The sequence below is a fragment of the Corynebacterium sp. MSK122 genome, assembly GCF_030229435.2.
Taxonomy (GTDB): Bacteria; Actinomycetota; Actinomycetes; order Mycobacteriales; family Mycobacteriaceae; genus Corynebacterium; species Corynebacterium marquesiae.
In genome coordinates this window covers 97,364-123,154 of the sequence record NZ_JASPHV020000003.1, presented here as the reverse complement: position 1 = coordinate 123,154, position 25,791 = coordinate 97,364, and the positions used below count along the sequence as shown (strand labels likewise).

Here is a 25,791-nt window from a genome sequence, read left to right as displayed (position 1 = left end):
TTTAAAGCTCCTCGTCCTCACCAGGGACCTTATCGGCCAGTGGGAGCTCGTCGATGGAATCAACTTCGCGCGGGTTGACGCCATTGGTCCATTCGCCCGGGCGCTCTGGGGCCTCGATGCCCTCGATCTCCAGTGCTGGGCAATCGTGGTACAGGCGGTCCAAGCCGTAGAACTCGCGCTGGTCATTGCGCTGAACGTGGACGACGATATTGCCATAGTCCAGCAGCACCCAACGGTTCTCGCGGTTGCCCTCGCGGCGCTGCGGCTCGAAGTCTTGCTTGGTCATTTCGTCTTCGACTTCATCCACGATGGAGGCCACCTGGCGCTCGTTGTCTGCAGAAGCGAGTACGAAGACCTCGGTAATGGCGAGGACGTCGGAAACATCAATTGCTGCGATATTGGTGGCCAGTTTTTCCTGCGCGGCGTGTGCCGCAGTTTCTGCCATGCGGCGGGCGAGATCAGAAGTAGACAATGTGTAAAAATTCCCTTTTCGCGTCTGAGTATATTCGGTATGAACTATCTCTATTGAGAGTCTATTCTTGCACGTTTAGCAGGCCCGTGCCCAAAATCTGGGGAAGGCCGCGGAAGTTTCTACAGGGGCTTATCTGGGTTAGGCCCATAGAGATTGTTCTTGGTGATGTACTGCACCACCCCATCCGGAACGAGGTACCACACGGGCTGCCCCTGCCCGGCGCGTTCGCGGCACGCCGTGGAGGAGATGGCCATGGCGGGAATGTCGATGAGATCGATAGCCTCTTGCGCATCGGCAGGTAGCATATCGGCGCTTAATTCATAGCCGGGGCGGGTCACGCCCACAAAGTGCGCCATCTCCAGCATCTCTTCCCAGTTATGCCAGCTCATGATGGAGGCCAGCGAGTCGGCCCCGGTGATGAAGTAGAACTCCGCTGCTGGGAAGAGTTCGCGCAGGTCGCGCAACGTATCGATGGTATAGGTGGGCCCCTCGCGGTCAATGTCTACGCGCGAGACGGTAAATCGCGGATTGGAGGCCGTGGCCACCATCGTCATCAGGTAGCGGTGCTCGGCCGCAGTGACGTCGCGGTGGGACTTTTGCCACGGCTGGCCGGTGGGAACAAAGACGACGGTATCGAGGGCAAAGCGGTGTGCGGCCTCGCTGGCCGCTACCAAGTGGCCATTGTGAATGGGATCAAAGGTGCCACCCATGATGCCGATGCGCTGTGGGCTAGTCATGGATGGCGATTATAGCCGCACTCCTAGGGGCGGGTCTGTCCGGTACCCTGCAGGATCCACTTGGTAGAGGTCAGCTCCGGAAGAGCCATCGGGCCGCGGGCGTGTAGCTTCTGGGTGGAAATGCCGATTTCGGCGCCCATGCCATAGACCTCGCCATCGGTGAAAGCGGTAGAGGCGTTGAGCATGACCGCGGCGGCGTCTACCTCGTTGCCGAACTTCACTAGGACGTCGGCATCCTGCGCGGCGATGGCCTCGGTGTGGCCAGTGGTGAACTCGGCGATGTGGGCAATGGCACCGTCGACGCCGTCGACCACCTTGGCGCAGATATCCATGGACAGCGATTCCTCGCGCCAGTCCTCATCGGTGGCCTGTACGGCATCCTTGACGCCGAAGGCCTCGAGCTCGGCGACGTCGCCGTGGATGGTCACGCCGGCATCCTGCAGCGCGGTGATGATGCGCAGCTTGGCGGAGTCGTCCAAGGCGGCGTCAATAAGCACGCACTCCGTGGAGTTGCACACGGAGGTGCGGCGGGTCTTGCCGTTGATAACCATGTCGATGGCCTTGCCCAGGTCCGCAGAGGCATCCACGTAGAAGTGGCAGTTGCCGGTGCCGGTCTCAATGGCTGGGACGGTGGCGCCGGTGACGACGGCCTCAATAAGCTTGGCGCCACCGCGCGGAATGACCAGGTCCACCAGGCCGCGAGCGGTGATGAGGTCCTGGACGGAATCGTGGGTCTCGCACGGCAGAAGCTGCACGGCCTCGCGCGGAAGGTCAAACTCGGCGAGGGTATCCTGCAGGATTTCTACCAGCTTGGCATTGGAGTTGCGGGCAGATTTAGAGCCGCGCAGCAGGGGCACGTTGCCGGATTTAATGGCCAGGCCGAAGGCGTCCACGGTGACGTTCGGGCGGGCCTCATAGACCATGCCCATCACGCCGAGCGGAACGCGCACCTGCTTCATCTGAATGCCGTTGTCCATGGTGCGGCCCTGCAGGATCTCTCCTACCGGGTCCTGCAGGCCGGCTACCTGGCGCAGGCCACCGGCGATGCCTTCGACGCGCGCGGCGTCGAGGGACAGGCGGTCAATAAGAGACTCGGACATGCCGCGTTCGCGGCCGGCGTCGATATCCTGCTTATTGGCGGCGAGAATATCTTCGGTGTGGGCAATGAGGTTTTCGGCTGCGCGCTGCAAGATCTCATTCTTGCGCGGCGTGGACAGCTGCGCCACGACGGGCGCGACTTCCTTGGCAGCACGGGCTTTGGACAGAACTTCTTCGCGTTCAGTGTTGCTCATGCCATACCAGCTTAACGAAAGGCCACGCGCATTTCAGCCGGTTGGGCAGCAAGCACCCGCACGGTGGCCTACTTATTAGCCGAGCTCGCGGCGGCGCTAGTCGGATGCACGGCGGCGGCGCTTCTCGTCCTTCCGCTCGAACATGAGGTATTCCTCTTCAAAATAGCTCAGATTATAAACGTGGCGGGCTCCGGCCGAGCATACAAAACAGATGATCGGGATAACCCAGAAATAGGGCCAGTGGAAGAAATAGCCGAGCACAACGGAAAGAATGGTGGCTGCCCAGGCAGCATAATCGACCGTCTTCACTTTCTTCCGGCGCTCCCTCATATCCGCAACCTCAGTCGCGGTCGGGTTGAGCTGGCCATCGTCAGCGCGGTTACCGGGGCTATCCATCAGTAGCCAGCTTCAATATCTACTTCCGTGGGGATTGCCTCACCTGCGGCAAAGCGCTCCATGGCCTGCACTGTATGCGAGCCAATGCGTCGGCGCACCGAATATGGTGGGTTGGCCAGGTGCGGAGTGATGACCACGTTAGGCATGTCCCACAGCGGGTGCCCATCAGGCAAGGGCTCGGGGTCGGTGGCATCTAGGCCGGCGCCGGCGATCTGGCCGGAGCGAAGAGCGTCAACAAGGGCCTCGGTGTCCACAAGCGGACCGCGGCCGACGTTAATTACCACTGCATGGTCGGGCATGGCACGGAAGGCAGCAGCATCGAAAAGCTGGTGTGTCTGCTCCGTTAGCGGCGCAAGCGCCACAAAATAGTCGGCGGCCGGCCACATGCGCTCAATATCGGTGGTGGCGAAGGTTTCATCGGCGCCTTCCACTGGGGTACCGGAGCGATTGACCGCAATGATGCGCGGGCCAAAGCCCTCTAGCATGCGGATAAGCCGCTTTCCGATGCCCCCGGCACCCACCACCGCTACCGTCTTATCTTCAAAAAGGAAGCTGGTATGGGCCTCCACCTCATCGCGGTTGTCCCAGCTAGTCCCCACGCGCTTATGCGCATGCAACTGCGCGAGTAGAAGTGCAATGGTGGATTCAGCCACGGTGGCGTCATATAGCCCTGCGGCATTGGACCAGCGGGCGGTGGTATCACGCATGACGCCGAGCAGATGGTCCACCCCGGCAAAAGGAACCTGCACCAAGCCCACGTTCGGCGGCAGGGGCTGTGGGAAATCATCTGGACCGCCGTTGAAGATGAGCACCTCGGCCTCCTCCAGCGGGGCACGCTCGTGGCCGGCAGCGTCGAGGACCTGCAGGGTTTCCTCCCACGGGGTGGGCAACATCGCGTACTTCATTAGTAGCCAGCCTCCGCATCGACGCGGGTGGGCATGGCCTCTCCCCTCTCCCACGCGGCGGCATTCGCGTTGAAGATAGCTCCCAAGTGGTACTGCGCCACGTGTGCGGAGGCGGCCATGTGCGGCGTCATGGTGCAATTGGGCAGGTCATAGAGCGGGTGACCATCAGGCAGCGGCTCGGGATCCATAACTTCCAGCCCGGCGCCGGCGATCTCACCATCGCGCAGGGCCGCCACGAGATCCTCGGTTACTACGGTGCTGCCGCGGCCGACGTTGATGAAGATGGCGGAGGGTTTCATGGCGCGGAAGGTGGCGGCATCGATAAGCCCCTCGGTGTCCTTGGTGGCCGGCAGAATGCAGAAGATGAAATCCGCCTCACCCCATACGCTTTCAGCTTGGTGGATGGGCACGACCTCATCGGCGCCTTCGACCGGGCGGCCGGAGCGATTGACCGCGGTAATGTGCACGCCAAAGGGCTTGAGGAGCCTAATGAGCTGCTTGCCGATGCCCCCAGCGCCAAAGATCGCTACCCTCTTCGGCCCTTGCTGGTCATAGAGCCAGGCCTGGGATTCATCCAGCTCTTTGGCCACCGACCAAGTAGCGGCTTGGGCGAAGGCCTTGTGGTGGTGCGCCTGGGAAAGGGCCAACCCGAGTGCGGATTCGGCCACTGGCTGGGCAAAGGCACCGGCGGAGTTGCACCACGGCACGCCGTCTGGGGTAATGACGCCGGCATCGATGAGCTGGTTGACGCCGGTATAACAATGCTGCACCCAGCCGATATTCTCCGGCATCTCCGGGATGCGGCGCGGATTGGGCGCATTATTGATATAGACCTCGGCGTCCTCGATGCTGCTTACGCGTTGGTGCCCGGCAGCCTCGATGTCTTCTACCATCGGCTGCCAGGTTTCCGGTCCCATGAAATATTTCATGCCCCAACCATACGGGGAATTTCAGCCCTGGGTTTTAGATGCGGGAGGCAAAGTTGGAGAGGTAATCCGCGTGGACGACGGAACGGCACTGGTCCTCGGGCAGGTCTTCCATCTTCTTGCCCTTGATGGCGTGGAGCTCCTCGGAGTCAAAGCGGACTTCGCCGCGGCCGATAACCTCGCCATTTGGGCCGAGAATATCGATGATTTCTCCCTTATTGAACTCGCCCTGCACGTCGGTAATGCCGACAGCGAGCAGCGAGGTGCCGCCCTTGGTGACGGCCTCCTTGGCGCCCTCGTCGAGGCGGACGGCTCCGCCGGTATCGGCGCAGTAGAGCGCCCAGAACTTCCAGGCGGACAGCTGGCGTTCCTCGCGGGTGTGGAAGACGGTGCCCACGGAGGCGTCGGCAAGCGCGGGGCCGATATTATCCGTGGAGGTCAGCAGCACTGGAATGCCGCCGCGGGTAGCCAGGCGGGCCGCGGAAACCTTGGTGGCCATGCCGCCGGTGCCGACCTTGCCGCCATCACCAGCCACAACGCCCTTCAAGTCCTTGCCGGTGCGCACCTCATCGATGAACTTGGCATCCGGCTCGGCGGGGTTCTTATCGTACAAACCAGGCACGTCAGAAAATAGGAAGAGCGCGTCCGCGCCCACCAAGTTGGCCACCAGCGCAGAAAGGCGATCGTTATCACCAAAGTGCATTTCCGACGTCGCCACCGCATCGTTCTCATTCACGATCGGGATGGTGCGCAGCTGGCGCAGGCGATCAATGGTGCGCTGCGCATTGCGGGCACGGTCGCGGTGCCCCGTATCGGAGGCGGTGAGGAGGACCTGGCCGATGGTGCGCTTATAGCGCGCAAAGGACTGGCCCCACACAGAGGCCAAATGCACCTGGCCGACGGACGCGGAGGCCTGCTTAGTAGCCAAATCGGTGGGGCGCTGGTGCAGGCCGAGCGGGCCCATACCGGCGGCAACCGCACCGGAAGACACGATGATGACATCAGAGCGGCCCATGCGCGCATGGACGGCATCAACGATGTGATCGATCTTTTCTTGCGAAACGCGGAAATTCTCGTCTGTTAGAGAAGAGGAACCAATCTTGACCACCACGCGCTTTGCCTGCGCGATGTCGCGGCGGAGATCCGATTCAAAACCGGACGCCACCGGATTTTCATCGAGCGGTTCCGGGAAAGGAGTATCAGCGGTAGGTCCGTCAAAAGGCTCTACCGGAAGTGGAAGGATGGGCTCTTTCTGTTCATCAGAAGACATGCCAACCGAGTTTACAAAGCCCACCCTCCAGCACACCCCAAGAATAGGGGGATCTGGGACTAGCCCTGCCACCTATCGCGGTTAGCGCCCTCGCGAGTGACCTCTTCATCGGTGCCGTAATCGTATTCATCGATAAGGCCGCGGCGTGCCTGCGAGGCGCGCTTGCGCTCCGCTGCAGAAGCACGGGCAGTTCCTTTAAGGCGAGCATCCTCGCCGCGGCTAGCCATTGTTGGATCGCCGCCGGTCATCGGCTCCCACTCAAACGTAATGCCGCCGATAGTAACCGGGCAGCCCTCTACAGCACCCTGCTCGCGCAGTTCGTCTTCCACGCCCGCCTTGGCCAAGCGGTCCGCCAAGAAACCCACTGCCTCATCATTTTCAAAGTCAGTCTGGGTAATCCAGCGATCAATCTTCTTGCCCTCAACGATGAAGCCACCTTCGACATCCGGATCGGCCTTGACGGTGAAATCAGCAAACGCGCCGGTATGTTTCTTATGGCCTTGGGCCTTGGGATGGATAACGGTGTGGTTTTTATCCTTCTTTGGCAACGGCTGGGCCTTGCGGTGCTCAGTCACCATATCCATGAGCCGGAACTTCAGCGGATCCAGACCCTTGCGAGCGACGGCCGAAATAATAAAGACTGGCCAGCCAAACTTCTCTTCCAGATCATCCTTGACAAATTCCGCCAGCTCTTCGGCCTCAGGCACATCTGCCTTATTCAAGATGATGACGCGGGGGCGCTCACGCAGATCCCCTAAACCAGTATCTTCCTGCAAAGCCTCCTGGTACTTTGCCAACTCATTTTCCATCGCCTCAATATCAGAGACCGGATCACGGCCGGGCTCAATGGTGGCAGTATCTACCACATGGGCAAGCACCGCCGTGCGTTCAATATGGCGCAAAAAGTCTAGACCGAGCCCCTTGCCATCGGCCGCGCCTGGGATAAGCCCCGGCACGTCCGCGATAGTAAAGGAGCTATCTCCCATATCCACTACGCCGAGGTTCGGCTGCAGCGTAGTAAAGGGATAATCACCGATCTTGGGCTTTGCGGCCGATAACACCGATATAAGCGAGGACTTGCCTGCCGATGGAAAGCCCACCAGCCCCACATCCGCCATAGATTTCAGCTCGAGGATTAGATCGTGCGCTTGGCCAGGCTCACCCTGTAGAGCGAAACCCGGTGCCTTGCGGTTCTTGGAGGCGAGCGCGGCGTTGCCTAGGCCACCGAAGCCGCCTTCAGCAGCAACAAAGCGGGTTCCTGGCACCGTCAGGTCAGCCAGGGTATCGCCCTTTTCATTGCGCACCACCGTGCCGGCGGGAACCTCAAGGATCAGATCCTCGCCGCGGGCGCCGTTGCGCATATCGCCGGCACCATTGCCGCCGCGTTGGGCCTTAATATGCGGGCGGTAGTGGAAATCCATAAGCGTATGGATTTGCTCAGATACCTCGAGGATGATGTCGCCACCGTGGCCGCCATTGCCGCCATCTGGGCCGCCCAAAGGCTTAAACTTCTCGCGGTGGACAGACACACAGCCGTGTCCACCGTCGCCTGCTTGCAGGTGCAGGACAACGCGGTCAATAAAACGTGCCATGGTCAAACCCTCCGTTAGTTAAATCTTTGTCCCCGCCAGTGTAATGCGTGTCTTGGGCTGGACTCCAACCGCAACCGGATTGAGTCCGCCTACCTAGTCGGCCATCCCATCGGTTGTGTCCGCTAGCGTGGTGTATCTATTATCCGGGTGAAGCCTCGTTTCGGTATCCACAAAACCAGAAAATCCTCGAGCCACCCTCACTGGGGCAGACTCGAGGATTAACCTCATCGGCCTTAGTTAGGCAGTTGCCTCTGCAGCAACCTCTTCAGCCGGAACGATGTTGACCATACGACGGCCACGCTTGATGCCGAACTCAACGGAGCCAGCTGCAAGCGCGAACAGGGTATCGTCGCCGCCGCGGCCTACGTTCTCACCTGGGTGGAACTTGGTACCGCGCTGACGCACGATGATCTCGCCGGCATTAACCTGCTGACCACCGAAGCGCTTGACGCCGAGACGCTTGGACTCGGAATCGCGACCGTTGCTGGAGCTGGAAGCACCCTTCTTGTGTGCCATGTGGTTTTCCCTCCTTTAGGGATAATTACAGCCGGTTAAGGCTTACTTGATACCGGTGATCTTCAAGGTGGTCACAGGCTGACGGTGGCCCAGACGCCTCTTGTAACCAGTCTTGTTCTTGTACTTCAGGATATCGACCTTCGGGCCCTTACCCTGCTCAACGATTTCTGCGGAGACAGAAACCTTCTCCAAGTCGGAAGCCTTGGACTTAACATCGGCGCCATCGACGAGCAGAACCGGGGTGAGAGCTACGGCAGAGCCTGGCTCACCCTCGATCTTCTCGACCTTGACGAGGTCACCTTCAGCAACCTTGTACTGCTTGCCGCCGGTCTTGACGATCGCGTACATAGAGGGTTACCCCTTATCTAAACTCGCTCGGAAGCAACCGGGGAGGCCGCGTTCCGAATGGACACTTACACATTGCGTTTAGTTCCCGCGCGAACATGCCCGCACAGCTCACTAAGTGAGTGTCGGACTGATCCAGCGCCGTGAGTACTAAACAGCGACTGTCAAAGACTACCCCGTAGCGGGCACAAAATACAAACCACGCTTTTTGTGCCCGCGTGGCGTAGCCCTAAGACGTGCTTCGCCGTGCTACGCGGCGTCGGCCACGCCCAGATTTAGCGCGCGACATTTCCTTGTGCGCACCGCTCGCAGAAGACTGCTTCTGAGCTGCGTTATCCTGCGCCTTTGGGGCCTTGACGCTTGCCGACGTCCCCTTCTTGCGCACCGCCCTCTTCTTTCCGCGGCGCAGCACCTTGGTATCGCCCGTGGTCGCCCGCTGGCCAGCATCGGAACGATCCGGCGATCCACCCTGCTGCGTCGAACGGCCTTGGGCGGTCTTCGCTGCCTTCGGATTCTCTGCTACCGCCTTCTTAGAAGCGGCCTGGCGCACGGCACGGCGACGCCCACGGCCCTTGCCACCGGCGCGCCCCGCACGCGCGGCGCCAGCGGCCTTTTCATGGCGCTGCTCGGCGGACCCGCCCGCCTGCTTGTGCTCGTGCTCCTGTGCCTTTTCCTTGACCTCGTGCGGCACGCGCGAGGTGGTCCGATGCGTGGCCTGCCGGGTGCGCACCGCACGACGGCGGCCACGCCCGCGAGCCTTGCGCTCTTCGCGCGAGCTCTTCTGTCCGCGCTGGGCTTCAGCGCCGTTGGCATTATCGTCGGCGTCGACAGAGTCCTGCTCACCGGAGACCGCGAAATCCTGCGGCTGCGGGCGCCTATCGGAGCGCGAATTTCCGCGGGTGCGGCGCTTGCGGCGCGGGGAAGCCTCAAACTCAGCTACTGCCTCGTCATAGGTCTTTTCAATTGCCGTCTCCGTAGCCGTTGCCTTCTCGGTAATCTTCTGCTCGCCGCCTGCAGCTGCACGCGTGGCCTTAGACCGACGCGTCGCCCGGCGCGGCTTCTTGCCACGCTTGGAGCCCGCCCCAGCACCTGGGTGGACCTGCGCAATAGCACCCGAATCGGCTTCCGTATCCGCATCGGGGACGTAGGAATTAAATTCCTGCACCTCGTCACTCTCGGCAGCATTATCCGCCGCGGCATACGCGATGGCCTCGATATCGGATACCTGAGTCTGGGTGTGCTTGCGCGCACGGCGGCGACCGCGTCCACGTCCGCGCTCCTTGCTGCGGTCATGGTCCCCGCTGTGCTCTTCCGATCCAGCGTGCGACTGAGCCGGACCGCGCTCATCTACAACGACGTTCGCTACGAGATCTTCCAGCGACGTCTTCGCAGATTCCCGTGCGGCCTCTTCGCTCTCGGTACCGTAGACCGGCGCCTGGGTCTTCTTAAATCGCTTAGGCTTGGAGGAGCTTTCGGCGGCGTCGTCAAGCTCGTGCTTATGCATCGCCACCGCAGCCGGGTGCTGCTGCGGATCGTGGTGTTGCTTCTTGTGCGCCTTGGGCTTGCGGCCAGAATGCTTGGAGCGGTGCTCGTCCTCGGCCTCATCCACCGGATACTGGTGAATGATGATGCCACGGCCGTTACAGCACTCGCACTCGGTGGAGAACGTTTCTACCAAGCCGGTACCGAGGCGCTTGCGGGTCATCTGCACCAGACCCAGCGACGTCACCTCCGAGACCTGGTGGCGGGTGCGATCGCGGCCCAAGGCTTCCTTCAGGCGGCGCAGCACCAGATCCTGGTTTTCCGGCAGGACCATATCGATAAAGTCCACGACGATCATGCCGCCGAGATCGCGCAGGCGCATCTGGCGCACGATTTCTTCGGCCGCCTCGAGGTTATTGCGGGTTACCGTTTCCTCCAGGTTGCCGCCAGAACCGGTGAACTTTCCGGTATTGACATCAATCACGGTCATGGCCTCGGTGCGGTCGATGATCAACGTGCCACCGGAGGGCAGCCATACCTTGCGCGAGAGCGCCTTATGCAGTTGCTCATCAATGCGGTAAGCCTCGAAGGCATCCTGCCCGCCGTGGTCCTTGGCTCGGTAGCGCACTACGCGGTCCGCAAGGTCTGGCGCCATGGAATCCACATAAGCACGGACGGTATTAAAGGAACGCTTGCCATCGACGATGAGCTCAGTGAAGTCTTCGTTGAAGAGATCGCGCACCACCTTGATGAGCATGTTCGGCTCTTCATACATGGTCACCGGCTTGGCACCCTTGGAGGATTTTTCCTTCTTAGCGTGTGCCACGATGTCCTCCCACCGGCTGTGCAGGCGGTTGACGTCGGTAGCGATTGCCTTTTCCGGTACGTTTTCGGCAGCGGTGCGGATGATCGCTCCACCATCGCCTGGAACCACGCGGCCGAGGATATCCTTCAAGCGCTTGCGCTCTGGGGCAGGCAACTTGCGGGAAATGCCGGCGCTGCGCCCACCCGGTACGTAGACCAGGTAGCGGCCAGCAAGGGAAATCTGGGTGGTCAGGCGCGCGCCCTTATGACCGATGGGATCCTTAGCCACCTGAACCAGCACCTGGTCACCAGACTTCAGGGCGTTTTCTACCTTGCGGGCGCGCCCGTGCAGCTTAGTCTTGCGCCAGTCGATTTCACCGGCGTAGAGCACGCCGTTTCGGCCCTGTCCGATATCCACGAAGGCCGCCTCCATAGACGGCAGCACGTTTTGGACGCGACCCAAGTAGATATTGCCAATGAGCGAGGCCTGGGACTCGGTGGTCACGAAGTGCTCGACCAACAGGTCATCTTCTAACACGCCCACCTGGGTGATAATGCCGGCGCCGTCCTCGCGCTCCTTATCGCGCACCACCATGGTGCGCTCCACGGCTTCGCGGCGGGCGAGGAACTCCGCTTGGGAGACGATGTGCTGGCGGGTGCGGCCCTTTTCGCGCAATTCCGCGCGGCGGCGCTTCTGAGCCTCGATGCGCGTGGAGCCGCGGATGGCTTTCGGCTCTTCAATGTGCTCGGGCTCGTCTGCCTGCTCTTCACGCTTCGCACCGGCGCCGCGTCCGCGGGATGCGCCGCGGCGCCCGCGGCGGCGGCCCTCAGGCTTTCCGGAACCGCGGTCGGGGCCGGAGTGCTCGCGGCTTTCTGCGGCGGAGTCTGCAGCATCCTCGTTGTCGTCGCTTGCGGAGTCTTCGGCCGAGAAGTCCTCCTCCGCTGCATCTAAAGCCGGTGCAAATGCCGCAGCTTCGTCCTGCTGCGGGGCCATGAAGATGGGCGCAAAGTCATAGTGCCCGGAGTCTTCCTCGGATTCGGCGCGTGGGACGATGTGTGGGGCGTAGTAGTCATCCTCGAAGTCCTCGCCGGCTTCTGCCAGCGCCTCGTGCAGCTTTGCCGCATCAACCGTTCCGGTATCAAAGCCGCTCGCAGGTGCTTTTTCCGCCTCCTCCGTGGCTTCTGCTGCTTCGGGTACTTCTGCTTCAGCGTGCTCGGCGTCCTCGGTGGTTGCGCCAGTTTCGGCCGCAGCCTGAGCAAGCGATGCCTCTACCTTGTCTTCGATCTGGGAGATTTCGTTATCCACGTTCTTGCGCACGCGGTGGCGCAGGTGTTCTTCGTCTTCCGTGGTCTGCTCCCCTTCCTCTGACTCGGCGGTATCTGCCGGCTCTTCGGGCGCTGGTGCGGCGGACTTACGGGTGGCCTTGCGGGCACGCTTGACACGCTTCTTCGCTGGCTTCTTTTCTGTTTCCTCGTCCGGGTTTTCTTCCGGTTGCGCAGCAGGCTTGTCCTCGGGCTCTTCAGCCGGTGCTTCAGTGGTATCGCCCGCGGGGGCGTCGGCAACCGCAGCGGCATTCGCCACAGCATCGAGCACCTGGCCTGCTTCCTCGCGGGAAAGGGAGCTTTGCGCGCTCTTTTTCAAGCCCATGTCTTTAAGCTGTGCCACTAACTCGCGCGAGGAAAGCCCCAGCTGCTTGGCTAGGGAATACACGCGGGTCTTGTCCTTGAGTTGGCTGCGGTCTAGGTTCTGGGCCAAAGACGCCGCTGCCTTGAGGCTTTCAGTTGTTTCTTGAGAGTTCTGTGCCACCATGTTCGGGCTTACTCCTGTATATCGTCTCTATGGGGCGCGGCCTCGGGCGCAGGCACGGCCGAAGACCGTACCGCCGCCGCACGAGGTTTTCTGTGCGCTATAAAAGTTTGTGGGATATGAAGTTATGCCGCGTCTCGTACGCGCTATCCCCCATTGTGTCACAGAAACGCGGCCAGGCTGGCAGGCGGTGTTATGTTGGCAGCGTGGCAGAACTAGCACGAATCCCCGCCCGCGAGCTGGCGCAGCATAGGCACCGCAATGAAGTCCCAGTGCGCTCGGCGCTTTACTTCGGCGTGCCGGCCGGCTTTGCCATGGGCTTCGCCAACACAGGCGTGGATTATATGTTGATGGGAGCCGGTGTTTTTGCCGTCTTTGCGGTCCTGGGGTTGGTGCACCTCATCCACAATTACCCGCGCGGCATCAACGCTGCGCAAGAGGAATTCCGCGATGGCGACTATCCCACGATTGCCTATATCGCCCCGTTTATCCCAATCGCTGCGCCATTGATCATGGCGCCACTGAGCGCGGCCAACCTGCTTCCAGAGGTAGAGCTGGCCCCGCCCGTTGCCGGAATTCTGTCCGGGGCATGGTGGGCCTTTGGCTTGCCGCTGGGCATATGGGGCATGTTTTCTCAGTCCTTCCGCATCGGCCGGCGCCGCATTAACAAGATTTTGGAAAAGGACCCGCTCGACGGGGTTACGGAGGCTCGTTTGCAGCTTGCCGACGCCCACTCGGACATCCTCACCGCCCTCGTCGCCACCGGCGCGGTGCAGGGAAACACGATTAATTCCACTGCCCTCTCGAAGTTCATGCGGGTAGACCTCGACCCTCTATGCGAGCACCTCGATGCTTTGGCAAAGGCGGACCTGGTGAAGCTGAGCCGAATGGGCCTGCGCACCGCGCCTGCAAAGTGGACCATCACCATCACGGCGACTGGGGTGCGCTGTTTGTATCAAGTGGGCCGACGTTAATTTGGCAAGCTTTTGTCTCCGGGGAAAAGCTTCGGCCCTATCCAGAGCATTACGTACACGAGTCCGACAAGTACCGGAATTTCAATAAGCGGCCCGATGGTACCGGCGAGAGCCTGTGCCGACGCCGCCCCAAAAGTGCCAATGGAAACCGCGATGGCTAGTTCGAAATTATTACCAGCTGCGGTAAACGCAACGGAAGCGGATTGCGCGTAGTTCATTCCCACGACCTTTGCTACACCCAAAGCTAGGAAAAACATTCCAACAAAGTAGATGACCAACGGAATCGCAACCTTGATCACTGCCGTGGGCTGCGCTACCAACTGTTCTCCCTGCAGGGAGAATAGCAAAACAATGGTATAGAGCAAGCCGATCATCGCCAAGGGAGAAACTGCCGGAAGGAAGCGGTTTTCAAACCATTCGCGGCCTTTGACTTTCTCACCCCAGACCCGTGAGAGCACACCAAGCAGCAGGGGGACTCCCAAAAATACGAGAACCGCGGTGACGATGGACCAGAAAGAGAAATCAGCAGAGGTGGTATCTAGCCCCAACCACCCTGGCAAAATCTGCAAATAAAACCATCCCAGCACACCGAACATGGCTACTTGGAATACAGAGTTTATGGCGACAAGAACGGCGGTGGCCTCCCGATCGGCGCAGGATAGATCGGACCACACTAGGACCATTGCGATACAACGGGCTAGCCCAACGATAATCAGGCCGGTTCGCAGCTCTGGCTGATCGGCAAGAAAAATCCACGCCAGGGTGAACATCAATGCAGGCCCCACCAGCCAGTTCAACACAATCGATACCACCATCAACCGGCCATCGGCAGCAATATCTCGGGTCTTTTCATAGCGGACTTTAGCCAGGGGCGGATACATCATAACTAGCAGGCCCAGCGCGATTGGAAGAGAAATACCGCCAACCTCTAGAGCAGACAGTGCTTCTCCAATGCCTGGCAGGAAGTGGCCTATCAATAGCCCCACAGCCATGGCCATGATGATCCAAACGGGAAGGAATCTATCGAGAAATGACAACTTTGGGCGTTGCGTAACGGCCATGGCTCTCCTTGTGCGACGAGGAATTCAACTTTCGAGCAGTACTTTAATCACCCATATTGATACTCGTCAATATAACGGAGTGGGAGGAAGGCTCCTTATACTGTGTGCATGGACTCCTCCCCTAGCAATGCCGACAACACCCCGGATGCACAGTGCTGTTCCCTGAGCAGTGGCCCGCTCAGCCAGGGCGACTCCCTCCGCTTTTCCCAGCAATTTAAAGTACTTGCTGACCCAGCCCGCCTGCGCCTGCTATCCATATTGTGCGACGAGGGCTGCGGCCCGATGAGCGTTACGGAATTAACTAAGCTTTCCGGCCTTAGCCAACCGACGGTATCTCATCACCTCGGTAAGTTGAGGGAATCCGGTCTTTTAATCAAGCAACAATCGGGCCGTACCGTTACCCATCGAGTGCAAAAGGAAGCCTTCCGCACACTGCGCCAGTTACTCTCCTTCGATTAGGAGAACTCCAGTCCTAGTCTGCGAAGTGAATGACCTCACGGGCGACGTCTTCCGCAACGATGGGAATGCCATACTGCTTCGCTTTCTTGGCTTTGCCCGATTGCGAGTCCGGGTCACCGGCGATGAGCACCTTAGTCTTTTTGGCTAGGCCGCCAATTTCCACGCCGTGCGCGGCAAAATACTCTTCCCATTCCGCAGTCGAGTAGGCCTTAGCGCCGGTAATGGTTACTCGCTCGCCAGCGCTCACCACAATGCCGCCCATGCTGGCGAGTCCGCCAATACTGCCGTCCTCTTCAGAACCTTGCGGCGCCTCTTCACTAGGGGCACCATGCCGACCTTCTGCCTGTGGAGCGGTGTCGGGGTCTACGGCAGCCTCGAAATCAGTAGCCGGGATCCCCAAGGCGCGGCCGGCAGAAGCCAGGATGGCGCGTTCCTCAGCCGTGACAACACCATCAGCCCAGGCTTCTTCAATCAGCAGCGTGATATAGGCTTCATGCAGCTCGCGCAGACCATGTTCATCGAGCCCATGTGCTTGAGCAAAGGCCAGCAATTGGGTTTGCTCGGTGGCGGAGAGGCGGCGGTCGAGCAAGGCGGCATCGAGAAGCTTGAAATAGTCTTCCGCAGCCGTATTCGATGGCGTCTCACGTTGTGCGACGAGCCCAGCGAACCAGCCGCCGTACTGTGCCGCTTGCTTGGCGGATTCCGCAGCTGCGCGGCTGAGAAGTGCCGGCTCCGCCCAACCCGGGTGGGGTGCCAGGCTGCGATACAGCTGTTGCTCAGCCAAGCGCTCACTCATATAGTCCTCTTGGGCTGCCGGGGTATTGGCTAGGAAATGCTGGAATAGTTGCGCCGTGGCCATCGCATCCGCCAATGCGGAGTGTGCCAACTCATTATGAATTCCCAGATGGGCGCAGCAATCCCCCAGCTTCACCTTGGGAAGACCAAGATACCTGCGTGCCAATACGGCCGTATCGATCGTCGGCAACGCCTCTTGAGAACAGGCTCGACAAGCCAGCAGCTCGGACTGAATAAAGGACCGATCGAATCCCGCATTGTGAGCAACGAATATGCGGTCTTCGAGAGAATTAGCCAGCTTGTCCGCTACTTGCACAAAGGTGGGCGCACCAAGAACATCAGAGGCGGAAATGCCATGAATTTCCGTGGCCGCGATATGGCGTTGCGGGTTAATGAGCGTCTCCCAGGAATCCTGCACTGCTCCTTCCGGCGATAGCTCCACGACGCCAATTTCAACGATGCGGTGCCCGTGCTTATAGGAAAATCCGGTGGTCTCAATGTCTACGACCGCGTAGCCGCGCATATGCGCCTCCCTACGTCTTGTTGAAAATAGTTCTTAGCCGCACCAGTGTAGGCATGTTGCGCTCCTGCTCGCTGTCCATATAACGGAGGACCAGGTGACGCTATGAATAAAGCCCGAGCCGGTGGCTCGGGCTTAAGTGCGTACGAAACGCTGGTAAGACTTAAAGGTTCGGGAACCAGATAGCGATCTCGCGCTCTGCAGACTCAGGGGAGTCAGAGCCGTGCACGATGTTCTCGCCAACGGTCAGAGCAAAGTCGCCGCGGATGGTGCCCGGGGTGGCCTTGGAGACCGGGTCGGTGCCGCCAACCAGCTGACGCCATGCCTCGATGGCGCGCTCGCCCTCGACAACACCAGCGATAAGCGGTGCGGAGGTGATGAACTCGACGAGGTCACCGAAGAATGGCTTATCCTTGTGCTCCTCGTAGTGCTTCTCCGCGGTCTCGCGGTCAGCAACGCGCAGGTCGAGCTCGGCCAGCTTCAGGCCCTTGCGCTCGATGCGGGAGATGATTTCGCCTACGTGGCCGTTCTTTACGCCGTCCGGCTTGATGAGAATCAGTGTACGTTCAGTCATGCCCCACACTGTACCGAAACCGCACGCATGCGTCGCGCGCTGGGGTATTCCTTTGGGGTAAAAGTATGGGGTCCAGGGCTATGCGAGTTGTTTAACTATCTCTTCGGCACGCTCCTGCGAGGTGCCCCGAAACCACAGGCGCACTTGGCCTACTGCGGCGCCAAACTGGCCATTGGCCAGCAGGCGTTGCAGCTCCGCGCGCTGTTCCTTATCCAAATCCTCGAAGGTGGCTTCTTTGGCCGGCTCGAAGTTGCTCCGCAGGGCCAAAACCAGAAAAACGCCGCCAATAATGAGGGCGACTAGCGGTAGCCACGGCGTTCCCGTCGCGGCGCGGGCTACCACCGCGGCGACGCAGGCGAGTGCGGCAAGGACGAGATAGAGAGTGCGCATGGCCGCCAGTCTATCGCGTCTTGCCCACTCGCCGAAGGCGTCAAGGCTACCGTGCTATTTCTCGTTGAGGTGCTGCGTGGTGAGGTAACCGCGCTTCATGCGGGCGATGAGGTTGCTGCGCAGGTAGACGGCCAGTAGCCACTCCATGCCAAAGATGATGAAGATGGCGGCCACGGCCCAGTGGACCATAAAGCCCACAATGACGCACAACAGCTGCGCCCATACGATGACAGACAGCGCCCACTTCTTATTCATGAACGCGATCATCACGAGGTGGAATACCACTGCGGCGATGACAAAGCCGTAGTTGAAGGGGGTCCACAAGGTACCGTCATACAGCTTGTACAGCATCGGCAGTGCGAAGGATAGGGCGAGCGCCTCCATGGTCAGGGAGCTGGCAATGACCATCCCGTTGAAGCTTTTAAGTGGGTCCTTGACTGGAGCTTGACCCATGCCCAGGGGCCCAATCTCGCTTTCAGGGATATGTTCCTCGCGGCCGCGGGCACGGCTGCTGCGGGGCGGGCGGGGTTGGCGCTCTCCGCCTGGGTGGTGATTATCGCGGCTCATGCAGGTTCCTTTCCAAGCATCGCGCGGGCATCACCAGCGGTGACGACCGAGCCGGTGATGATGATGCCGGAGCCGGACTGGACCTCGGCGTCCTCGGCAAGCTCCACGGCCTGGGCATAGGCGCCCGGCAGGTTATCGGCTACGTGCACGCGCTCCTCGCCAAAAATATCGCGGGCAGTCTCTGCCAAGTCGTAGGCATCGAGGGCGCGCGGCGAGGAGTTTTGGGTGATGACTACCTCAGTGAGGTACGGCTGTAGCGCGGTAAGGATGCCCGTAGCGTCCTTGTCCGCGAAGATCGAGAGCACACCGATGAGGCGGGCGAAGTCGAAATCACGGTCCAGTGCAGCACCTAGTGCCTTGGCGCCATGTGGATTATGGGCGGCGTCAATAAACGTCGTCGGCGAGGTGCGCACGCGCTCCAGGCGGCCGGGCGAAATCGCTTGGGCAAAGCCATTGCGCACGGTCGCAACATCCAGCGGGTGGCCGGCCGAGGCGCCGAAGAATGCCTCCACCGCAGCAAGGGCCACGGCGGCATTTTTGGCCTGGTGCTCGCCGTGCAGGGGTAGGAAAATATCCTCGTACAGACCGCCAAGGCCCTGGATATTGACCTGCTGGCCGCCAACGGCGATGCGGGACTCGAGGGCGGCAAACTCGGAACCGGAGCGGGCCACGCCCGCCTCTACTTCCACGGCCTGCTGCAAGATAACCCGCATTGCTTCCGGGGCCTGTTCGGCGATGACAACAATGTTTTCGTTGGGGGTCAGCGGATCATCAGCATCCTCGCGCGGCTTGATAATGCCGGCCTTTTCACCGGCAATCTCTGCGAGGGTATCGCCCAGGTAATCCGTGTGATCCAAGCCCACCGGAGTAATGACGGAAACGTCCGCATTGACCACGTTGGTGGCATCCCACCGGCCGCCGAGGCCGACTTCTACTACGGCGACGTCCACGGGGGCGTCAGCAAACGCGGCATAGGACAAGCCGACGAGGACCTCGAACTTGGACATGGGAACGTCCGACTGGGCATCAACCATCTCCACAAAAGGCTTGATCTCGTGCCAGATGCGCACATAGTCGCGCGGATGGATGGGCTGGCCATCGATGCCGATGCGCTCGGTAACGCGCTGCAGGTGCGGACTGGTGACCAGGCCGACGCGGCGGTGGAAGGCCCGCAGGAGCGAATCCACCATGCGCGCGGTAGAGGACTTGCCATTGGTACCGGCAATGTGGATGACATCGAAGGAACGTTCAGGGTGGCCCAGCAAATCCATGAGCATCTCGATGCGATCAAGGGAAGGCTCAATCTTGGTCTCCGGCCAGCGTTCGTTGAGTTCTTCTTCCACCTCCGCAAGGGCGCGCAACTCCTCGGCCGACACCTCTTGTGGTGCGGCCTCGTTGTACTCATCCTCGCTGCCCATGCCCAAGTTGAGCGTCAGGCCGGACTCGGTAATTTCCACCGGGCCACCGTCCGTGCCTTCTTTGAGGGCATCGACGATTTCGAAGTCCTCTGTCTCCTTGTCCTTATCCGCCACTACTTCAGGCCCTCCAAACGGCTGGTGATGCGCTCGACCTCTTCGCGGGCGATCTGCTGGCGCTCCTTGATCTTATTGACCACTTCTTCCGGTGCCTTGGACAAGAAGTTCTCGTTGCCCAGCTTCTTGCCGGTCTGCTCCAGTTCCTTATTGGCCTTGGCCAGGTCCTTTTCTAGGCGCTTGCGCTCGGCTTCTACGTCCACGGCGCCGTGGGTATCCAGGGTGACCTCCACGGTGGCCTGGGAAAGACGTACCTCGATGGAGGCGGAAGGATCGAAATCCTCGCCCGGGGCGGTGGTATTGGCCAGATTGCGCACCAGTTCCTCTTGGCCGGCGAGATCCGCTGCGGCAAAGTCGAGGCGGCCCGGCACCTTCTGGGAAGGCTTTACGCCCTGGTCGGAGCGGAAGCGGCGCAGCTCGGTGATGAGCTTATCGGCGTCCTCGATGCGGCGGGCGGCCACCTCATCCTTGGTGGCGCCACCATTGGTATCGGCAACGGTTGGCCATGGTGCCACGACGATGGACTCGCCGCCGGTCAGCGCCTTCCACAGCACCTCGGTGACGAATGGCATGGTCGGGTGCAGCAGGCGCAGAACAACGTCGAGCACGCGACCCAACACGATCTGGGTATTGCGGCCCTGCTCGCTTACGCCATCGCGCGGGATCTGGGTCTTGGCAATCTCCAAGTACCAGTCACACAGCTCGTCCCAGGTGAAGTGGTAGAGCAGCTCATTGGCCTTAGCAAATTGGTAGTCATCCAGGTAGGCATCCACCTTGGCGCGAACCTCTTCGGCGCGGTCGAGGATCCAGCGGTCGGCGTCGCTAAGCTCCGCCCGGTTCGGCAGCGTGGACACTCCAGCGCCGTTCATAAGCGCGAACTTGGTGGCGTTAAAGAGCTTGGTAGCAAAGTTGCGGGCGGCCGCGGCGGCATCAGAGCCAAGCGGCAGGTCCACGCCGGGGTTGGCGCCGCGGGCAAGGGTAAAGCGCAGGGCATCCGCACCGTAATCGCGCACCCAATCCATCGGGTCAATGCCGTTTCCCAAGGACTTAGACATCTTGCGGCCCTGCTCATCGCGGACCAAGCCGTGCAGGTACAGGTCCTTGAACGGAACCTGCGGGCGGCCATCGGTGCCCTCACCCAAAAGCTCCGGGGTGTGGGTGCCGGCAAAGGTGCCGAACATCATCATGCGGGCCACCCAGAAGAACAAGATGTCATAGGCGGTGACCAGCACGTTGGTGGGATAGAACTTCTCCAGATCCGGGGTCTTTTCTGGCCAGCCCAGGGTGGAAAATGGCCACAGCGCGGAGGAGAACCAGGTATCCAGCACGTCCGGATCCTGCTCGTATCCTGCCGGCGGCTCCTCATCAGGGCCGACACAGACGATGTCTCGCTGGCCGTCCTCACCTTCTGGCCCGTACCAGATAGGAATTCGGTGGCCCCACCACAGCTGGCGGGAGATGCACCAATCGTGCATGTCATCGACCCACTCGAAGTAGCGCGGCTCGAGCGACTGCGGGTGCAGGGTGGTATCGCCCTCGCGCACGGCGTCGCCAGAGGCCTTGGCCATCTTGGCTACGTCCACGAACCACTGCAGTGACAGGCGCGGCTCGATGGGCTCGCCGGAGCGCTCCGAGTGGCCCACGGAGTGGACGTACGGGCGGATTTCCTTAACAATGCGGCCCTGCTCGCGCAGCGCCTCGCGGATCTCCACGCGGGCTTCCTCGCGGGTCAGTCCGTCGAAGCGGGTGCCAGTATTGGCAATGTGGCCGGTGGTATCGATAACGGTAGGCATCTCCAAGTCGTGTCGGGTGCCCATTGCATAGTCATTCGGGTCGTGTGCCGGGGTGATCTTCACCGCACCGGTACCGAATTCCATGTCTACGTAGTCATCGGCGATGATCTTGAGCGTCAGGTCATCGCGGAACGGGTGCGGCAGCTCCTTGCCCACCAAGTCGGCGTAGCGCTCATCGTCTGGGTGGACGGCAATGGCAACGTCACCCAGCATCGTCTCCACGCGGGTGGTGGCCACGATGAGGTGCGGTTCATCGTCATTGAGCGAGCCATAGCGGATGGACACCAGCTCGCCCTCGACGTCCTTGTACACCACCTCGATATCGGACACTGCGGTCTCTAGCACCGGCGACCAGTTCACCAGGCGGTTGGCCTGGTAGATCATGCCCTCATCATAGAGGTTCTTAAAGATGGTCTGGACGGCGCGGGAGAGGCCATCATCCAAGGTGAAACGCTCGCGGGACCAGTCTACGGAGTCGCCAATGGCCCGCATCTGGTTCTGGATGGTGCCGCCGTACTGCTCCTTCCATTCCCAGACCTTGCCAATGAATTCTTCGCGCTCATAATCCCAGCGCTTCTTGCCCTCGGTCTCCTTGAGCTTGGCTTCGACCTTGGTCTGGGTGGCAATGCCGGCGTGATCGGCACCGGGCAACCACAGGGTGGCATAGCCCTGCATGCGCTTGCGGCGGATAATGGAATCAATCAGCGTGTGGTCCAATGCGTGGCCCATGTGCAGCTGACCGGTCACATTCGGCGGCGGCAGCACGATGGAATAAGGCTCGGCCTCCGAATTCGCATCCGGAGTGAAGTAGCCCTTTTCTACCCAGCCCTCATAGAGGTCCTTCTCTACGGCCTGCGGCTCCCACGACTTAGGCAGCGCATCGGCGCGGTTGGTACCAACTAATTGTTCATTATTTTGCTCAGTCACCTGGCCGATTCTACCTTGCGCGTCAACCGGCTCAGCCAGGCAGGGTGCGCACCGAGTATGAGGTGCGCACCGAGCAGGTTTTAGAGCAGGCCCGCCACGGCCTTGCGCTCCTCGCGCAGCTCGGCCACAGAGGCCTCGATGCGCTCCTTTTGGAATTCAGTGAGCTCGAGCCCCTGCACAATCTCCCACTGGCCATTGCGGCTGACTGTGGGGAATCCGCAAATAAGGCCCTTGTCAACGCCGTAGGATCCGTCCGATACTACCGCCGCGGTGCGCCAATCTTCGGTGCCATGGATCCAGTCATGCATGTGGTCCACGGCTGCCGACGCCGCCGAAGCGGCCGAGGAGCTGCCGCGTACCTCAATAATTTCCGCACCGCGCTTGGCCACCTTGGGGATCATTTCCTCCCGGTACCACTCCTGGTCCACCTCAGCGTTGGAGTAGGTAATATCCGGGAACTGGCTAGCAGAATGGTTGCCCCAGACCGCCACGTTGGTGAAATCGGTGGTGGATTTGCCGGTCTTTAGCGCTAGCTGGCTCAGGGTGCGGTTGTGATCCAAGCGCATGAGGGCAGTGAACTGGGAATCATCCAAGTCCGGTGCATTATTCGCCGCGATGAGCGCATTGGTATTAGCCGGGTTGCCCACAACTAGCACGCGGACATCGCGCGCGGCGTAGTCATTGATGGCCTTGCCCTGCTTGGTGAAGATGGCGCCATTGGCTTCCAGCAGGTCGGCGCGCTCCATTCCCTTGCTGCGTGGGCGAGCGCCGACAAGGAAGGCAGCGGAGGTGTTTTCAAAGGCTTCCTTGAGATCATCAGTAACCGTAATGGAGTTAACCAGCGGCAGGGCGGAGTCATTGAGCTCCATGGCTACACCTTGGGCCTTTTCCACCGCAGCAGGAATTTCCAGCAACGCTAGGTCTACCGGGGTGTCTTTTCCGTACACATCACCGGCAGCGATGCGCCACAGCAGCGAATACGCGATGTTGCCGGCGGCGCCGGTGACAGTGATTTTGACGGGCTGGGTCATGGTGTAAAGCCTCCTCAATAATGGCTGCGACATGGGCGGCACACGCGAGCCAGTGTGCTCGCACCGCCACGGAATGTAATCCATCACCGAGCTTAGCCCCACTGCCAGCATCCGCGCTGTGAATCTGGCCCCCTCTTTTGGAGGGAAAATCTAGAGCACTTGCGTTAAATTACCCCCATTTACCTCCAAATTAGCGCCCCCAATGGGCCAGATACTCCCGCACGGGGTGATTAATCGGGCATGATAGGAAAAGGAAATGCGGGACACTCCCCCACGCTGCACACCCAGAATGCCTAGGGATTTCCTACTCCCGCACTATGAGACAACCGTTTCCCGCGCCACCGCCGCGCCGCAAGGATTAAGGACTTACGCAATGAGCACTGAGAATACTGACCCACTGCAAGCTGCAGACCAGGCAGATTCTGCTCTCGCGGCCCACGCGGAGTCCGTCAGCATTGACTCCGTGGTGGACATTGCGATCAAGCAGTTTTCTCGCTTTGGCTTTGCAGAAACCAAGCTGGAATCCATCGCCCAAGAATCCGGCATGTCCAAGCGCATGATCCATTACCACTTTGGTGATAAGAAGGGCCTTTACCTACGAGCGCTGAGCACCGCCGCGCAGCGCCTCAATCCGCCTGAGGATGCCCTGGAAATCGATACCACGGTTCCGGTCGAAGGCGTGCGCAAACTGGTGGATTGGCTCTTTCGCGAGCGCGTAGCCAACCCGGAGGCCATCCGAATGCTGGTGTGGGAAACTAACCAGCAGATTCTGGACCCGGCACAGCAGGCTATTGCCGACGTCGCCGGGGTAGCCCTCCACCTCGACCGCCTGCTGCTCTTGGGCCAAGATGCCGGCGCCTTCCGCCCCGGCATCTCCGCCAATGACATTTTCACCCTGATTTCCTCGTTGACGGTCTACCGCGTAACCAACCAGGTGATGGTGGAAAACATGCTGGGCGTTAATTTCAATACCCAAGAAAATATCGACGGCATGCATAGGCTCACCGTTGATGCTGTGCTGGCGTTTTTGACCGCCAATATTCCGGCCTCGGGCCACGAGTCCTACCTCACCTCGTCCTCGTTCGATACCAAGGAAGGCGACGAGGCCTCCCCGCAGGATATCTACAGCGAGGAGTAATAGCGCGGGCCTTCCGGCCCACGCCCTACCCTGCCTGCGGACAGTGGCAGGGATGTAAGCGGAGAGCCCTTAGGCAGATTCTTTTGCCTCATCCTTATAGCTAAACTGCGGCTCCGCGCCCTCGGTCACGCACTCTGGGGTGATATGCACCGTGGCAATGTCTTCGCGGTCCGGTAGGTCGTACATGACCGGGACTAAAAGCTCTTCCATGATGGCGCGCAGGCCACGCGCACCCGTCTTGCGCTCCAAGGCGAGCTCCGCGATGGCATCCAAAGCCGCAGGCTCAATCTCCAATTCGCAGTCATCCATCTCGAAGAGGCGGCTGTACTGCTTAACCAGCGAGTTCTTTGGCTCGGTGAGCACCTTCACCAGGGATTCACGGTCCAGGTTATCCACCGTGGCCACGACAGGTAGGCGGCCGATGAACTCTGGAATAAGGCCGAACTTCACTAGGTCCTCGGGACGCACCTGGGAGAAAAGGTCAACCTTTTCGCGCTCGTCCTTGGTATCCAAGTTGGCGCCAAAGCCCACGCCTTTCTTGCCCACGCGATCCGCAATGACCTGATCCAGGCCCGCGAAGGCGCCGGCCACAATGAACAAGATATTGGAGGTATCCAGCTGGATAAACTCCTGATTCGGGTGCTTGCGGCCGCCTTGTGGCGGAATGGCCGCCACGGTGCCTTCTAGAATCTTCAGCAGCGCCTGCTGCACGCCCTCACCGGAGACATCGCGGGTAATGGACGGATTTTCGGACTTGCGGGAAATCTTGTCCACCTCATCGACGTAGATGATGCCGCGCTGGGCACGCTCCACGTCAAAGTCCGCGGCTTGCAGCAGCTTCAGGAGGATATTTTCCACATCTTCGCCCACGTAGCCAGCCTCGGTGAGGCTGGTGGCATCGGCGATGGCAAAGGGGACATCGAGAAGCCGGGCCAAGGTCTGCGCTAGGTAGGTCTTACCGGAACCGGTGGGGCCCAACATCAAGATATTGGACTTAGAAATCTCCACCTCATCGCCCTCGGCCTTCCTGCGGCGGGCCTCCAATGCGGCCGACTCTTCGGCCTTGATGCGCTTGTAGTGGTTATACACTGCCACAGACAACACGCGCTTGGCCTTGTCTTGGCCGATGACGTACTTATCAAGGAAGGCGGAAATCTGCGAGGGCCGAGGCAGGCGCACCTCCGCATCGGAGGATTCCTGCGCCTGCTCTTGGCCCAGTTCCTCTTCGATGATCTCATTGCATAGCTCGATGCACTCATCGCAGATGTAGACACCGCCGCCGGCGATGAGCTTTTTCACCTGCTTCTGACTCTTGCCACAAAAGGAACACTTGAGCAGGTCAGCGCTTTCTTGCATACGTGCCATTAAGTTCTTTCACACTCGCTTTTCGTACCGCTATCCACAGTTGGAAGGACGATTCTACCCTTCCGAGCGGCTTAATCTTCATCTGTTTCTACCTTAGTAAATCAACCCGACAGGCCCTTCA

At 60.3% G+C, this 25,791-nt stretch carries 23 protein-coding genes; 3 read left to right on the top strand and 20 right to left on the bottom strand.

Annotated elements, in window-relative coordinates:
- Position 1: 1 nt before the first annotated feature.
- From rsfS to QP934_RS02495, 11 genes are all read right to left on the bottom strand, one after another.
- A complete protein-coding gene (rsfS, locus tag QP934_RS02545; protein ID WP_419126726.1) occupies positions 2 to 445 on the bottom strand; it encodes a ribosome silencing factor in 444 nt (147 codons plus the stop codon).
- Positions 446 to 591: 146 nt separating this feature from the next.
- Complete coding sequence (nadD, locus tag QP934_RS02540; RefSeq protein ID WP_419126721.1) at positions 592 to 1,209, bottom strand: nicotinate-nucleotide adenylyltransferase; 618 nt, start codon at positions 1,207 to 1,209, stop codon at positions 592 to 594.
- 23 nt (positions 1,210 to 1,232) lie between these two features.
- Positions 1,233 to 2,501 (bottom strand): glutamate-5-semialdehyde dehydrogenase, encoded by a 1,269-nt coding sequence (locus QP934_RS02535; RefSeq protein ID WP_419126720.1) that lies wholly within the window; start codon positions 2,499 to 2,501, stop codon positions 1,233 to 1,235.
- Positions 2,502 to 2,597: 96 nt separating this feature from the next.
- Positions 2,598 to 2,897: a hypothetical protein gene (locus QP934_RS02530; protein WP_349819124.1), complete on the bottom strand. Its 300-nt coding sequence runs from the start codon at positions 2,895 to 2,897 to the stop codon at positions 2,598 to 2,600.
- A complete protein-coding gene (locus QP934_RS02525) occupies positions 2,897 to 3,802 on the bottom strand; it encodes a D-isomer specific 2-hydroxyacid dehydrogenase family protein (RefSeq protein WP_419126719.1) in 906 nt (301 codons plus the stop codon). The genes QP934_RS02530 and QP934_RS02525 overlap by 1 nt, the downstream gene beginning before the upstream one ends.
- Complete coding sequence (locus QP934_RS02520; RefSeq protein WP_419126718.1) at positions 3,802 to 4,731, bottom strand: D-isomer specific 2-hydroxyacid dehydrogenase family protein; 930 nt, start codon at positions 4,729 to 4,731, stop codon at positions 3,802 to 3,804. Before QP934_RS02520 ends, QP934_RS02525 begins: the two co-directional genes overlap by 1 nt.
- 34 nt (positions 4,732 to 4,765) lie before the next feature.
- On the bottom strand, positions 4,766 to 5,998 hold the full coding sequence (gene proB, locus QP934_RS02515) for a glutamate 5-kinase (protein ID WP_419126717.1): 1,233 nt from the start codon (positions 5,996 to 5,998) through the stop codon (positions 4,766 to 4,768).
- 59 nt (positions 5,999 to 6,057) lie between these two features.
- Positions 6,058 to 7,590 carry a GTPase ObgE gene (gene obgE, locus QP934_RS02510; protein ID WP_419126716.1) on the bottom strand — a complete coding sequence of 511 codons (1,533 nt, stop codon included), beginning with the start codon at positions 7,588 to 7,590 and terminating at the stop codon, positions 6,058 to 6,060.
- Positions 7,591 to 7,827: 237 nt separating this feature from the next.
- Positions 7,828 to 8,106 (bottom strand): 50S ribosomal protein L27, encoded by a 279-nt coding sequence (gene rpmA, locus QP934_RS02505; RefSeq protein ID WP_005324079.1) that lies wholly within the window; start codon positions 8,104 to 8,106, stop codon positions 7,828 to 7,830.
- A 42-nt stretch (positions 8,107 to 8,148) separates the two neighbouring features.
- The gene (gene rplU / locus QP934_RS02500; protein ID WP_049377209.1) at positions 8,149 to 8,454 is read right to left on the bottom strand and encodes a 50S ribosomal protein L21; all 306 of its coding nucleotides are present in this window, start codon (positions 8,452 to 8,454) and stop codon (positions 8,149 to 8,151) included.
- Positions 8,455 to 8,680: 226 nt separating this feature from the next.
- A complete protein-coding gene (locus QP934_RS02495; RefSeq protein WP_419126715.1) occupies positions 8,681 to 12,547 on the bottom strand; it encodes a translation initiation factor IF-2 N-terminal domain-containing protein in 3,867 nt (1,288 codons plus the stop codon).
- A gap of 203 nt (positions 12,548 to 12,750) precedes the next feature.
- Between QP934_RS02495 and QP934_RS02490 the strand changes: the two genes are divergently transcribed.
- Entirely contained in the window at positions 12,751 to 13,518 is a 768-nt protein-coding gene (locus QP934_RS02490) for a hypothetical protein (protein WP_419126714.1), read from the top strand.
- On the opposite strand, the gene arsB is transcribed toward QP934_RS02490, so the two are convergent.
- Positions 13,515 to 14,579: an ACR3 family arsenite efflux transporter gene (gene arsB / locus QP934_RS02485; protein ID WP_198491934.1), complete on the bottom strand. Its 1,065-nt coding sequence runs from the start codon at positions 14,577 to 14,579 to the stop codon at positions 13,515 to 13,517. The two genes, QP934_RS02490 and arsB, sit on opposite strands and share 4 nt — an antisense overlap.
- Before the next feature lie 108 nt (positions 14,580 to 14,687).
- On the opposite strand from arsB, the gene QP934_RS02480 reads away from it, so the two are divergent.
- Complete coding sequence (locus QP934_RS02480) at positions 14,688 to 15,038, top strand: metalloregulator ArsR/SmtB family transcription factor (protein ID WP_337887791.1); 351 nt, start codon at positions 14,688 to 14,690, stop codon at positions 15,036 to 15,038.
- A gap of 13 nt (positions 15,039 to 15,051) precedes the next feature.
- Here the strand turns inward: QP934_RS02480 and QP934_RS02475 are convergent, their stop codons facing one another.
- The 7 genes from QP934_RS02475 to QP934_RS02445 form a co-directional block, all read right to left on the bottom strand.
- A complete protein-coding gene (locus QP934_RS02475; protein ID WP_419126713.1) occupies positions 15,052 to 16,356 on the bottom strand; it encodes an exonuclease domain-containing protein in 1,305 nt (434 codons plus the stop codon).
- A 160-nt stretch (positions 16,357 to 16,516) separates the two neighbouring features.
- A complete protein-coding gene (ndk, locus tag QP934_RS02470; RefSeq protein WP_419126712.1) occupies positions 16,517 to 16,927 on the bottom strand; it encodes a nucleoside-diphosphate kinase in 411 nt (136 codons plus the stop codon).
- 78 nt (positions 16,928 to 17,005) lie between these two features.
- Entirely contained in the window at positions 17,006 to 17,317 is a 312-nt protein-coding gene (locus QP934_RS02465) for a hypothetical protein (protein WP_225746550.1), read from the bottom strand.
- A gap of 54 nt (positions 17,318 to 17,371) precedes the next feature.
- Positions 17,372 to 17,884: a DUF4233 domain-containing protein gene (locus QP934_RS02460; RefSeq protein ID WP_049377216.1), complete on the bottom strand. Its 513-nt coding sequence runs from the start codon at positions 17,882 to 17,884 to the stop codon at positions 17,372 to 17,374.
- Entirely contained in the window at positions 17,881 to 19,416 is a 1,536-nt protein-coding gene (folC, locus tag QP934_RS02455; RefSeq protein WP_419126711.1) for a bifunctional tetrahydrofolate synthase/dihydrofolate synthase, read from the bottom strand. Before folC ends, QP934_RS02460 begins: the two co-directional genes overlap by 4 nt.
- The gene (locus tag QP934_RS02450; protein ID WP_284836891.1) at positions 19,416 to 22,136 is read right to left on the bottom strand and encodes a valine--tRNA ligase; all 2,721 of its coding nucleotides are present in this window, start codon (positions 22,134 to 22,136) and stop codon (positions 19,416 to 19,418) included. The genes folC and QP934_RS02450 overlap by 1 nt, the downstream gene beginning before the upstream one ends.
- 80 nt (positions 22,137 to 22,216) lie before the next feature.
- Positions 22,217 to 23,167 (bottom strand): malate dehydrogenase, encoded by a 951-nt coding sequence (locus tag QP934_RS02445; protein ID WP_419126710.1) that lies wholly within the window; start codon positions 23,165 to 23,167, stop codon positions 22,217 to 22,219.
- Between the two features lie 373 nt (positions 23,168 to 23,540).
- Here QP934_RS02445 and QP934_RS02440 point away from each other — a divergent pair, with 373 nt between their 5' ends.
- A complete protein-coding gene (locus tag QP934_RS02440; RefSeq protein WP_419126709.1) occupies positions 23,541 to 24,305 on the top strand; it encodes a TetR/AcrR family transcriptional regulator in 765 nt (254 codons plus the stop codon).
- Between the two features lie 69 nt (positions 24,306 to 24,374).
- On the opposite strand, the gene clpX is transcribed toward QP934_RS02440, so the two are convergent.
- Positions 24,375 to 25,670 carry an ATP-dependent Clp protease ATP-binding subunit ClpX gene (clpX, locus tag QP934_RS02435; protein WP_419126708.1) on the bottom strand — a complete coding sequence of 432 codons (1,296 nt, stop codon included), beginning with the start codon at positions 25,668 to 25,670 and terminating at the stop codon, positions 24,375 to 24,377.
- Positions 25,671 to 25,791 lie beyond the last annotated feature (121 nt).

Excerpts from the sequence above, each read along its gene's own strand:
- arsB (WP_198491934.1), bottom strand. The coding sequence starts at position 14,579 with ATGGCCGTTACGCAACGCCCAAAGTTGTCATTTCTCGATAGATTCCTT.
- QP934_RS02460 (WP_049377216.1), bottom strand. The coding sequence starts at position 17,884 with ATGAGCCGCGATAATCACCACCCAGGCGGAGAGCGCCAACCCCGCCCG.
- QP934_RS02530 (WP_349819124.1), bottom strand. The coding sequence starts at position 2,897 with ATGGATAGCCCCGGTAACCGCGCTGACGATGGCCAGCTCAACCCGACC.
- QP934_RS02465 (WP_225746550.1), bottom strand. The coding sequence starts at position 17,317 with ATGCGCACTCTCTATCTCGTCCTTGCCGCACTCGCCTGCGTCGCCGCG.
- QP934_RS02495 (WP_419126715.1), bottom strand. The coding sequence starts at position 12,547 with ATGGTGGCACAGAACTCTCAAGAAACAACTGAAAGCCTCAAGGCAGCG.
- QP934_RS02520 (WP_419126718.1), bottom strand. The coding sequence starts at position 4,731 with ATGAAATATTTCATGGGACCGGAAACCTGGCAGCCGATGGTAGAAGAC.
- QP934_RS02440 (WP_419126709.1), top strand. The coding sequence starts at position 23,541 with ATGAGCACTGAGAATACTGACCCACTGCAAGCTGCAGACCAGGCAGAT.
- obgE (WP_419126716.1), bottom strand. The coding sequence starts at position 7,590 with ATGGCACGTTTTATTGACCGCGTTGTCCTGCACCTGCAAGCAGGCGAC.
- rsfS (WP_419126726.1), bottom strand. The coding sequence starts at position 445 with ATGGCAGAAACTGCGGCACACGCCGCGCAGGAAAAACTGGCCACCAAT.
- QP934_RS02480 (WP_337887791.1), top strand. The coding sequence starts at position 14,688 with ATGGACTCCTCCCCTAGCAATGCCGACAACACCCCGGATGCACAGTGC.
- clpX (WP_419126708.1), bottom strand. The coding sequence starts at position 25,670 with ATGGCACGTATGCAAGAAAGCGCTGACCTGCTCAAGTGTTCCTTTTGT.
- proB (WP_419126717.1), bottom strand. The coding sequence starts at position 5,998 with ATGTCTTCTGATGAACAGAAAGAGCCCATCCTTCCACTTCCGGTAGAG.
- ndk (WP_419126712.1), bottom strand. The coding sequence starts at position 16,927 with ATGACTGAACGTACACTGATTCTCATCAAGCCGGACGGCGTAAAGAAC.
- QP934_RS02525 (WP_419126719.1), bottom strand. The coding sequence starts at position 3,802 with ATGAAGTACGCGATGTTGCCCACCCCGTGGGAGGAAACCCTGCAGGTC.
- rplU (WP_049377209.1), bottom strand. The coding sequence starts at position 8,454 with ATGTACGCGATCGTCAAGACCGGCGGCAAGCAGTACAAGGTTGCTGAA.
- rpmA (WP_005324079.1), bottom strand. The coding sequence starts at position 8,106 with ATGGCACACAAGAAGGGTGCTTCCAGCTCCAGCAACGGTCGCGATTCC.
- QP934_RS02475 (WP_419126713.1), bottom strand. The coding sequence starts at position 16,356 with ATGCGCGGCTACGCGGTCGTAGACATTGAGACCACCGGATTTTCCTAT.
- QP934_RS02445 (WP_419126710.1), bottom strand. The coding sequence starts at position 23,167 with ATGACCCAGCCCGTCAAAATCACTGTCACCGGCGCCGCCGGCAACATC.
- nadD (WP_419126721.1), bottom strand. The coding sequence starts at position 1,209 with ATGACTAGCCCACAGCGCATCGGCATCATGGGTGGCACCTTTGATCCC.
- QP934_RS02535 (WP_419126720.1), bottom strand. The coding sequence starts at position 2,501 with ATGAGCAACACTGAACGCGAAGAAGTTCTGTCCAAAGCCCGTGCTGCC.